Source organism: Mesobacillus selenatarsenatis SF-1, from assembly GCF_000813125.1.
GTDB classification, from domain to species: domain Bacteria; phylum Bacillota; class Bacilli; order Bacillales; family Cytobacillaceae; genus Mesobacillus; species Mesobacillus selenatarsenatis.
Genome location: NZ_BASE01000064.1, coordinates 22,179 through 32,237, shown reverse-complemented (window position 1 = coordinate 32,237; position 10,059 = coordinate 22,179). Strand labels below are relative to the sequence as shown.

The window sequence follows — 10,059 nt, the reverse complement described above, 5'->3', positions numbered from 1 at the left end:
CATGCTAGAGACGTTGTTTTGTCCGAACCTGGTATCACTTCCGACAAAACCGCCTGGTTGAGCCGGTATTTTGTCCGAACATGGCATCACTTCAGACAAAACCCCATGCTGAAGACGTTGTTTTGTCCGAACACGGCATCACTTCCTACAAAACAACAAAAAAACCGCAAGATACTCCGGTATCTGCGGTTGTTCTTTGGAATAAGCACTGATGGTTCTTACTAGTTATGAATCTGTGATTCTATTGGTTCCTGCTTGCTGGCAACTAGCATATCTCTTTCTCGAAGAAGTGATTCCATATACATATAGACGATTTGCTTGGTTTTATCATCCGCTTTTATGACATCAAGGTGCTGCATGCATTTCCGTATTGTCGGATGAATCGGCTTTTGAGATTGTAATTCCATACCGACCACTCCAATCCAAAATTTTAAAAAGCTTTACAACAAGGTTCGCCAGTTTTTGAGGAATTTTGAGGGTATTTGGAATTTATTAGGTCAGTTAGTTTTATTTAAAAAATGGGTATTGAATAGTAAGACGTACTAATCTTGGAGGTTGATCTTATGGCTGGAATAAAAAAAGTGGTTCTCGCTTACGATGATTCTGAAGGCAGCAAGAAAGCTCTGCAATTGGCAAAGGAGATCACTAGAGATAAAGAAGGCGTAAAATTATATGTTGGCCATGTATATGAGGAAAAAGTCAAAAGCGAATTGGTGGAATCTACTGAGCGCCCTATTGAGCATCTGCCCATCAACAATTTTCCGGCAGATGGCATCCAGGTGCCACCACTGGCTATGGAGCAAGGTGCACTCGATAAATCAGAGCACTCAATCATTACCCACAGCTCTGAACAAGCTTTTAACAACGCAAAGGCCGAACTGGATCCTCTTAATATGGATACTGAATACTCCACCCTGGATGGAAGTCCAGCCGAGAGTATTTTAGAATTTGCAGTGGATGTAGATGCTGATTTAATCATCATAGGCCAATCGGGAAATGAAGGTATCAAGCGTAAAATTCTTGGTGGCGTTAGTCAAAAGGTAGCCAATAACGCACATTGCCATGTTCTTATTGCAAAATAGAAGCCAAAAACAGCCGGATTATACCATCCGGCTGTTTATTATTTTTGAAATATACTGCGTTCCAGCGCTATACTCGCTTATCCCTTCAGCGCTTCAGCTGCGATTTCCTCTAACCGCTCTTTTGTTTCAGTTTCCTCAAAACTACTGAATATCCGAAAGTCATCTTGATCTAGAATCCTGTAATGCTGGCTCAGAATGTTTTGCTGCATGACAAATCCTCCATCTCTGGCTACTTCCCTCCACCAGACTTTGCCGCCCAATGTTTTCTCTTTTCGATAATCTGTCCCTTCATGTGCAATGGTTTCAAGGACCTCAAGTGGTTCATTGCCGAACAAAAACTGGATTGTTTCTGTTTCCCTGAACAAGGCGCATATGGTCACTACTGTCGACCAGCCGGCTTGGGCTCTGCCTTTTTCAATCTGGACAAGCGTCTTTTTGGAGATTCCAATGATATCAGCCATTTTATCCTGTGTATAACCAACTTCTGCCCGCAGCACCCTAACTTTTTCCGAGACCCTGCTAATGATTTCATCCCTCGTCATCCGCTTCATTCCTTTAAAATGCTTTTAGTGTAATTTTACACCTAATTAGTTAGAATTAAAAATATTTTTTCTATCATTTAATAAGAAAGTCTGTTTTAAAAAAGGAATGCAGCAGACTGCATTCCTTCTGAATTATTTTATCTTTTTTTCCTGGCTGACGCTGCAGTTGCTTGAACATGAGCTTTGGATGGAACAAGCAGCGCATTTCCCTTCTTTCGATTTCTTGATGAATCGGTAGAAGGCCCAGCCGGCATATCCGAATATAGCACCGCCGATTAATATGTTTGCGATCATAGATCCGTCCTCCTTCCGGGCTTAGGTTAATCCTAACAACCTACCGCCCTGATAAATAACCAGAGACAAGACATATGCGATAACCAGGGCATAGGCGATTGAAAAAGCGGTCCAGCGTCTAGAACCAGTTTCTTTATAAATGGTTGCGACCGTTGCAAGACATGGAATGTATAACAAGATGAATGCCATGAAACTGTATGCAGCAAGTGGAGTATAATGGGCAGCTAGCAAACCTTGCAGACTTGCTTCATCTGGTACAAAATAAATGATATTCATTGTTGAAATAATAGCTTCTTTTGCCAGGAACCCTGTGAAAAGGGATGCACTTGCCTGCCATGTGCCAAAGCCTATAGGGGCAAATAATGGAGCGAATATACCTCCAAGTAGAGCTAAATAGCTGTCATCCATGCTGACATTCACACCTTCCGGACCAGCATAGGCAAGCAGCCAGATCAGGACGGAGCCGGCAAAAATGAAGGTTCCCGCCTTCTTTACGAATCCCTTTCCCTTATCCCATGTACTTCTCCAAAGCGCTCTTGCCTGTGGCAGCCTGTATGGCGGAAGCTCAATGACGAATACCGAAGTTTCACCCTTCAAAAGAGTCTTCGAGAATACTTTGGCCAGAATAAGTGCAATCACTACTCCTAATACATACAAACTCAAGACGACAGCTGCTTTCTGTTCTACAAAAAACGCTCCGACAAACAAGGCATATACAGGCAATCGGGCTGAACATGACATAAGAGGCGTCAACAGGATGGTCATCAGCCTTTCCTTTGGCGTCTCAATCGTCCTTGCTGCCATAATTCCTGGTACGTTACAGCCGAATCCGATCATCATCGGAATGAACGCCTTTCCGTTCAGGCCGACTGATTCCATCAGGCGGTCCATTACTAGCGCGACACGGGCCATATAACCTGAATCCTCAAGCAAGGATATGAAAAAGAACAAAATGAAGATCTGCGGCACAAAGACGAGGACTCCCCCTACCCCGGCAACGATTCCGTCAAGAATAAGATCTTTGATGAATGTTGAAGCACCTGCCGCAGCCAATGCTGCTGTAATCCCCGATGTTAATGGTCCGGACAAAAATGAATCCAATGCGTCTGACAGCGGAAAGCCAAGCCAGTCAAAGGTAAGCATGAACATGACATACATAAGGACTAGAAAAATCGGGATTCCGAGAAATTTATTCGTTACGACCATGTCAACCTTCTCAGTCAGAGGAACCTTTTTATTCTCCTGTTTTGTGGTAGCAGCAGATACTATTTTATCTATCGCTTCACTTCGCTTCCGGTGAATTACCTGGTCAAGCGCTTGTTTGCTGTCTGCATTTTGTTGCTGGTCAACAGTAACTGAGTTGATTAATTTTTCTATTTCCTCAATCGGCAAAATTGTTTCCAAATAATTTTTTACATATGGATTGCCTTCAAACAGTTGAAGAGCAAGCCAGCGAACGGGGTGCTTTATCTTCCCTGCCAGCTTGTTCTCAAGCTCCAGGATTCCAGCTTCAATCGCTTTTCCATAATAAACGAGATTGTTCTTCCCTGTTCCGACAGCTCCAGCAGTCACCAGCTCTGCAAGCTCGTCACACCCCTTGCCTGACCTGGCAACAACAGGGGCTACATTAACTCCCAGTGATTCAGACAGTTTGGCAATATCAATTTGTATCCCCCTGTTTTTCGCCACATCCAGCATGTTTAAGCCAATTATGACCGGTGCACCGTATTCCAATAGCTGCAAAGTAAGGTGTAAATTGCGCCTTAACTGAGAAGCATCCAGGATATTCAGAAGCTTTTCAAATGGTTCATTCAGGAAGAAATTTGTAACGACACCCTCATCTTTAGAAAGGGGATTGAGAGTATAGACTCCTGGAAGGTCAATAAGCTGATCCTTTCCATTCTTAAAAATGCCTACTTTCTTTTCGACCGTTACACCGCTCCAGTTGCCTACATATTCATAGGAACCTGTTAAGTTATTAAACAATGAAGTTTTTCCAGTGTTTGGGTTGCCAATGAGCGCAATATTCATCATACTCGCTCCACTTCAATTCTTAGTGCTTCTTTGCGGCGGATGCCGATGCATTGCCCGCAGGATTCAACCATGACTGGGCCACCAAAAGGCAGGATGCATTTTACGCACACTTCTGAGCCTTCCGCTATTCCCAAATCAAGTAATCTTCTTCTGACAAATTTATCTGCACTCGCAATATTCATGATCCGGCCTTTTTCACCAGTCTTTAATTTTCCCAGCATAGCCATCACCTTTTTCTAGTTTTTGTTAGTTTTTATGAGAATTTATGTTGATTTTCACTTTTATACCTGTTTTTTTCTAAATGAGAATGATTATCTTTATTTAACCAGTTTAGCTCGACTTCCACTGTGACTTATGTCACTATAACTCAGCTGCAAACGTGTATTTTATTCAAACTCCATATAATTGACAATATTTTCACCAGGGATCACTTTATCTCGACCATATACTTCACGGGGTATTAATCGGACATAAAAACAGGAGAGCTTTTTCAGCTCTCCTTCACATCATTTTTATTTCTAATTTGTGTGGATTTAACCATCCTAGCCGGAGCATTTCCGATGACAAGAATGACGATAATGGCACTCAAAATCATGCTCGGAATCATGTAAGTGCCGTTATAGATAATAGAATACAGCCACGCTTGCTGTCCTTCTGGCGCCCAGACTCCAAAGAAAATCCAGCCTGAAAAGAAATGAGCGATAAAACGGAGCAAGCTCCCAATGAAGGTACCAGCGATGATAAAACCAATCCATTTCTTCTTATCGCTATTTTGGATGCTGTCCTTGATCTGTCTGGCAAAAATCCCCGCAATCCCAAGCACGGTGAAAGCTACCAAATAATCGATGAGTCCCTGTACAGGGTGATAAATTTGCGAGAAGCCAAGAATAAATTGCAATAGTCCTAACAGCAGCCCGGTTATTGCCCCGCCCTTTACTCCCCAGCGAAATGCCATCAGGAATACAGGTACCATCGCAATCGATACTGAACCACCCTGAGGCCAGATTCTTGAGAAAATGAATCCTGAAAATAAATCAAGCAAATAAGCCAGTGCGGAAAATACGGCAATTTCCACTAAAAAGAGAGTCTGTTTTTGTTTCATCTTTTGTTCCTCCTTCTTTTCAGAATGAGGTCCGTTTCTAACACGCCTTTTCTGCTTCAGAAACAAAAAAAGCAATCGTGGGGATCGATATAGGATTCCCAAGATTGCTTTCCTATCGCATCCACATTCCTTCGCTAGCATTAACTAACAGGTTCAAAGGGTAAGAACTCGGCCGCTCACTCTCAGCTGCTTTACGCAGCTCCCCTTGTGGTTATTATTTAATTTCTACACTATGAATATACTACGTCTACTATCCAATAACAAGTATAACCTTTCTGCAAACTCTGGGCTATCCAATAAATGTCGATGACTCAATAGACAAAACTCTCTCATTGTTGCTAAAAAAATCGGTCTTTTGTCACGATTTTAGCTATTCGACGCAATTCAGCGGATGTTCTCAATATTCGACAAAGGGATTTCATGATTTTCCTCGAATCTTTAATACCGATATGAAAAACTGGGGGACTTAATGAAATGCTGCCAATTACGGATAACCGATTGCTTAGCTTCCTGACTAGTGAAAAGGAAAAACTCATTGCCGACTGGACGGAGAATATAATCGTTTCAGAAGATGATCCATATAAAGAGAAAATAAGCAAGAACGCTGAGAGAATGTATGTAATCATTCTTTCGGTATTTTCCAAGACAAGTGAAGAATTGGAAGAACACATCCAAAAGCTTGCTTTTATGGTCGGAGAAGAGCGAGTTCGCGCTGACATCAATATTGGTGATTTTGTCTATAATGTCAATTCAGGACGATCTGTTCTCTACAAGCACCTTCACAAAATGAATATGGAATGGGAGGAAATGCAGGAGGCGATCAATCGGATCAATTATTGTTTTGATACCTTCTTGTATTATGCTGTATCCTATTACAATGAACAGAAAAACAAGATCATCGAAGAGAAGAACCAGTTCATCGATTCAACACATAAGGACAGACTGACATTGCTTGGCCAAATGACATCAAGCTTCATCCATGAATTCCGCAACCCGCTAACTTCCATCCAGGGCTTCATTCAGTTATTAAAATCCGAACATGAAGATATGAAGTATCTCGATATCATCTCGAGCGAGTTGGAGCAATTGAATTTCCGGATTTCGCAATTCCTGCTTTTATCAAAAAAAGAGCTGATTGGAAAAGAGAAGACCCTATTCTCATTGAATAAAATGATTGAGGAAGTATTGAATTTCCTATATCCCAGCATCCTTGACACAAAGGTCCGGATTATCAAGAGAGTGGCAGACGATATGGAATTGTACGGCTATGCTGATGAAATCAGGCAGGTCCTCATCAATATCATCTTTAATGCCATTGATGTATTGAGCCAGTACCGTGACGATCCACAGATTGAAATAAATGGATTTTTCGTGAATGATACCCATATCAAAATTGAGATTTCGAATAATGGGCCAATCATTCCTGACCAGTTACTAAAAACCATTTTCGAACCATTCGTCACAACCAAAACACTTGGAACCGGACTCGGTTTGTTCGTCTGCCGGGAAATCATCGAAAAGCATAAAGGAATTCTCGCCTGTTCATCAGAACCGGACAAGACGTCCTTCATCATGCTGCTGCCTCTGACAAGAATAGAAAACTAGCAATATTAAAACTGGGCTTTAGCAGACCCTGTTTATCACAAAGAGACCCCGCAGTAATCGGCAGGGTCTCTTCTCCTCTTTATTCAGAGTATTCAAGTGAGCGGTTGTCCGCCACATTTTTCACTTTGCTTTTCTCCGGTCGTACTGCATGCTTTTTCTCAGATTCAGAGACAATGACCGCGCAAGCTGCATCGCCAGTAATATTGACAGCGGTACGAGCCATATCCAGCAAACGGTCGATGCCCAGTATCAGTCCAATCCCTTCAACAGGCAGACCTACAGATTGGAGTACCATCGCCAGCATGATCAAACCAACGCCTGGAACACCTGCAGTCCCAATACTCGCTAGCACCGCAGTCAGGACAACCGTAAGAAGTTCGGTCATTGTTAGATCGGCACCGTACACCTGTGCAATGAAGACAGTAGCCACCCCCTGCATGATTGCCGTTCCGTCCATATTGATCGTTGCTCCAAGAGGCTGAACAAAGCTGCTGACAGATTCAGGGACACGAAGGTTCTTCTGTGCTGTTTCCATTGATACCGGAAGTGTAGCATTACTGCTCGATGTACTGAAGGCTACCCCCATCGCCGGGGAGAATTGCTTAAAGAACCAGAATGGATTTTTCTTTCCAAGGAAATATACCCCTGACCCATAAGTAATGAACGCATGGACAACTAGAGCCAGAACAACAACAATCATGTATACTCCCATCGCCTTGATGGCGTCGATTCCCTGGCTTCCGATCGCCGTTGCGATTAAACCAAAAGTTCCGTACGGAGCAAACTTCATGACAAGGCCTACTAGATACATCATGATCTCATTTCCTTGTTCAATCAGATTCAAAATTCCTCTCGTTTTGTTACCAAGTGCTGTTAAAGCAATACCAATGAATAGCGCAAACACGATAACTTGCAGCATATTGCCAGTTGTCAGTGCTTCAAACGGGTTTGCCGGAATAAGATTTAAAAAGGTTTCGCTTACTGGCGGAGCTTCTTCAGCTTTGAATTCTGCTCCACTCGTATCAAACTGACCCATCAAGCCAGGCTTGATTAAATATGCCAGCGCAAGACCAATTGAAATAGCTATAGCTGTTGTCGTTAAAAAGAAGCTTACCGTCTTAAAACCAATCCTGCCGAGTTTCTTAGGGTCGCCTAATCCTGCAGTTCCGAGGATAATCGAAAACAGGACAATTGGTACGACGAGCATACTGATTAAATTGATGAATATCTTACCTAGAGGCGTAAATAAGAATTTATCTAAAACAGTGAACAATTCGGGTGAAAAAATGTTGAGGATCAGCCCGGTCATTGCGCCAAGTCCAAGGCCAATCAAGATCTTAGTCGTTAATTTCATAGTCTTCCTCCCAAAAAAAATATAAAAAACAATGTAAAGCTTTATTCCCTCTTTTGGACGAATAAAACCACAGAGAGCTAATTGGTCAACACTACCATCAATGTAAAGTTTAAGGAGGTTTCTATGTTAACTTTAAAAGTTGATTCTGAACTTGAACTTCGAATTTTTGAGCCGAGTGAAGCTGGGGAGTTATTCTGGCTTGTGGATTCCAATCGCCGCTATTTGCGGGAATGGCTGCCCTGGATTGATGGTATTCAATCTCCGGGACAATTTTACTCGGTCATTCAAATGTGGCAGAAAAATTTCCAGGAAGGAAGCAGCAGTCATTTTGGGATCCGATTCAGGGGAGCCCTAGCAGGTAGCATCAGCCTTCATGCTATTGACTGGAGCAACTCGCAGGCAAGCATCGGCTACTACCTGTCGGAAAAACTGCAAGGCAGGGGCATTACAATCAGAACGGTAAAAGCAGTAATAAACCATGCTTTTTATGAGTTAGGACTTAACCGCATTGAAATCCGATGCGGCAAGGACAACGATAAAAGCAAGGCTATTCCCATGAAGCTTGGGTTTTACAAGGAGGGTATTCTGCGTGATGGGGAATTTCTAAATGGAAACTTCCATGATTTGATTGTATATGGGCTTCTTAGAAGAGAATGGCAAAGAAGACATAGATTTATTCCTTAGTCACCAGACCAAGCTAATCAATGGATTGGCAGCTTGATGGTGAATGTCGTTCCCTTTGAACTTGATTCCACATTAATTCTGCCCTCATGTTCCTCAATGATTTTGTAGCAAATCATCAAACCCAGGCCATTCCCATTCGCCTTTGTCGTAAAAAATGGCTTGCCGATCTTGTCAAAATCCTCAGAAGGAATTCCTGTACCAGTGTCAGCAATTGCAATGATCAGCTCGTCATCTGATTTAGAAATCGAAACCGTTATTTCACCTGGCAATTCCATCGCATCAATCGCATTCATCAGCATATTGATCAACACCTGCTTGATCTTATTCCCATCGCAAAGAAACATTCCGTCTCCCAATGTGGATTGCTTGGTTATTTCGACGCACTTCTTTGCTGCCTCAGCCATCAGCAGAGTAATTGCATGATCAATCAAATCATTCATATCAAATGACTTAAAGTCTGATTTATGTGGCTTTGCCATAAGCATCAGCTCTTTCGATACTGCTTCCATCCGCTTTATTTCCTGTTCCATGATCGCTAAATAGTTGTGATTCAATTCACTTCCGGCCTTCATAAGCTGGATAAATCCTTTCAGGCTTGTCAAAGGGTTCTTGATTTCGTGAGCAATACCTGCGGCAAGCTGGCCAACAACATTCAACTTCTCATACTCTAGGATAAAATGTTCTGCTTTGATTTTTGCTGAAATATCACTTGTAACTGAAAACAGTTCAAATGGTTCATTCGTGTCTGGATGCCGTACAACTGAGATTTGTGAGCTTACCCAGATATACACTCCGTCTTTTCGCTTAATACGATAGGTAAGAATGGACAATTCCTCCCCATCAGGCATGGCAGTATTCAAAATCCTTTTATAATCTTCTGCATGTACAAATAAAGTGTACAGTTTTCCAACTAATTCAGCTTGCTCATATCCGAGCATAGCCTGAACAGATGGCGAAACATATTTAATGAGACCATCAGGAGTTCTTTTGCAAATAAAATCCATGGATGGTTCTACCCAAATATTATTATTCGTCTTTTCGACTTTTTGCAGCTTTCTTTCCAAACTGGATAATAGAATACTCATAGCCAGCCTCCCTTTTTTAAAATTTTACTGAATATTTAAATTAATTTCAAACTCTAACTGTAAAATAAACCACAAAAAGGGTTTTATTTACATTGGGAAATTTTTCTGAAGCTTAGGAAAAGCAATGATTTGTTAAAATCTGAATTTTCCAATATAATTACACATAAACTTCATACTTTATGTGTCCGTTTCATACATTGATATCAAAACGTATTAATGTTCCCCTCATTTATTCTCTATATGGTATAATAAAATTTAAATGATAAAGCTGAGGTGG

At 41.8% G+C, this 10,059-nt stretch carries 11 protein-coding genes and 1 riboswitch; of the genes, 3 read left to right on the top strand and 8 right to left on the bottom strand.

What is annotated here, in order from left to right; genetic code table 11:
- Positions 1 to 221: 221 nt before the first annotated feature.
- Positions 222 to 407: a hypothetical protein gene (locus TY49_RS13255; protein WP_041966393.1), complete on the bottom strand. Its 186-nt coding sequence runs from the start codon at positions 405 to 407 to the stop codon at positions 222 to 224.
- A gap of 156 nt (positions 408 to 563) precedes the next feature.
- On the opposite strand from TY49_RS13255, the gene TY49_RS13250 reads away from it, so the two are divergent.
- Positions 564 to 1,082 (top strand): universal stress protein, encoded by a 519-nt coding sequence (locus TY49_RS13250; protein ID WP_041966392.1) that lies wholly within the window; start codon positions 564 to 566, stop codon positions 1,080 to 1,082.
- Between the two features lie 77 nt (positions 1,083 to 1,159).
- Here TY49_RS13250 and TY49_RS13245 read toward each other — a convergent pair whose 3' ends face one another.
- The 5 genes from TY49_RS13245 to thiT all read right to left on the bottom strand — a co-directional run bounded on the left by TY49_RS13245 (position 1,160) and on the right by thiT (position 5,054).
- A complete protein-coding gene (locus tag TY49_RS13245; protein ID WP_041966391.1) occupies positions 1,160 to 1,624 on the bottom strand; it encodes a helix-turn-helix transcriptional regulator in 465 nt (154 codons plus the stop codon).
- 132 nt (positions 1,625 to 1,756) lie between these two features.
- Positions 1,757 to 1,918: a FeoB-associated Cys-rich membrane protein gene (locus tag TY49_RS13240; protein ID WP_041966390.1), complete on the bottom strand. Its 162-nt coding sequence runs from the start codon at positions 1,916 to 1,918 to the stop codon at positions 1,757 to 1,759.
- A gap of 21 nt (positions 1,919 to 1,939) precedes the next feature.
- The gene (feoB, locus tag TY49_RS13235; protein WP_084135470.1) at positions 1,940 to 3,949 is read right to left on the bottom strand and encodes a ferrous iron transport protein B; all 2,010 of its coding nucleotides are present in this window, start codon (positions 3,947 to 3,949) and stop codon (positions 1,940 to 1,942) included.
- A complete protein-coding gene (locus TY49_RS13230) occupies positions 3,949 to 4,173 on the bottom strand; it encodes a FeoA family protein (RefSeq protein WP_052442186.1) in 225 nt (74 codons plus the stop codon). The genes feoB and TY49_RS13230 overlap by 1 nt, the downstream gene beginning before the upstream one ends.
- 269 nt (positions 4,174 to 4,442) lie before the next feature.
- Complete coding sequence (gene thiT, locus TY49_RS13225; protein WP_041966387.1) at positions 4,443 to 5,054, bottom strand: energy-coupled thiamine transporter ThiT; 612 nt, start codon at positions 5,052 to 5,054, stop codon at positions 4,443 to 4,445.
- Between the two features lie 109 nt (positions 5,055 to 5,163).
- A riboswitch (TPP riboswitch) is annotated at positions 5,164 to 5,270 on the bottom strand.
- Between the two features lie 258 nt (positions 5,271 to 5,528).
- Between thiT and TY49_RS13220 the strand changes: the two genes are divergently transcribed.
- Positions 5,529 to 6,659, top strand: coding sequence for a histidine kinase N-terminal domain-containing protein (locus TY49_RS13220; protein WP_041966386.1), 1,131 nt, complete (start codon positions 5,529 to 5,531; stop codon positions 6,657 to 6,659).
- Positions 6,660 to 6,738: 79 nt separating this feature from the next.
- Here the strand turns inward: TY49_RS13220 and TY49_RS13215 are convergent, their stop codons facing one another.
- On the bottom strand, positions 6,739 to 8,013 hold the full coding sequence (locus TY49_RS13215) for a dicarboxylate/amino acid:cation symporter (RefSeq protein ID WP_041966385.1): 1,275 nt from the start codon (positions 8,011 to 8,013) through the stop codon (positions 6,739 to 6,741).
- Positions 8,014 to 8,136: 123 nt separating this feature from the next.
- Between TY49_RS13215 and TY49_RS13210 the strand changes: the two genes are divergently transcribed.
- On the top strand, positions 8,137 to 8,697 hold the full coding sequence (locus tag TY49_RS13210) for a GNAT family N-acetyltransferase (protein WP_041966384.1): 561 nt from the start codon (positions 8,137 to 8,139) through the stop codon (positions 8,695 to 8,697).
- A 17-nt stretch (positions 8,698 to 8,714) separates the two neighbouring features.
- On the opposite strand, the gene TY49_RS13205 is transcribed toward TY49_RS13210, so the two are convergent.
- Positions 8,715 to 9,782: an ATP-binding protein gene (locus TY49_RS13205; protein ID WP_041966383.1), complete on the bottom strand. Its 1,068-nt coding sequence runs from the start codon at positions 9,780 to 9,782 to the stop codon at positions 8,715 to 8,717.
- Positions 9,783 to 10,059: the final 277 nt, after the last annotated feature.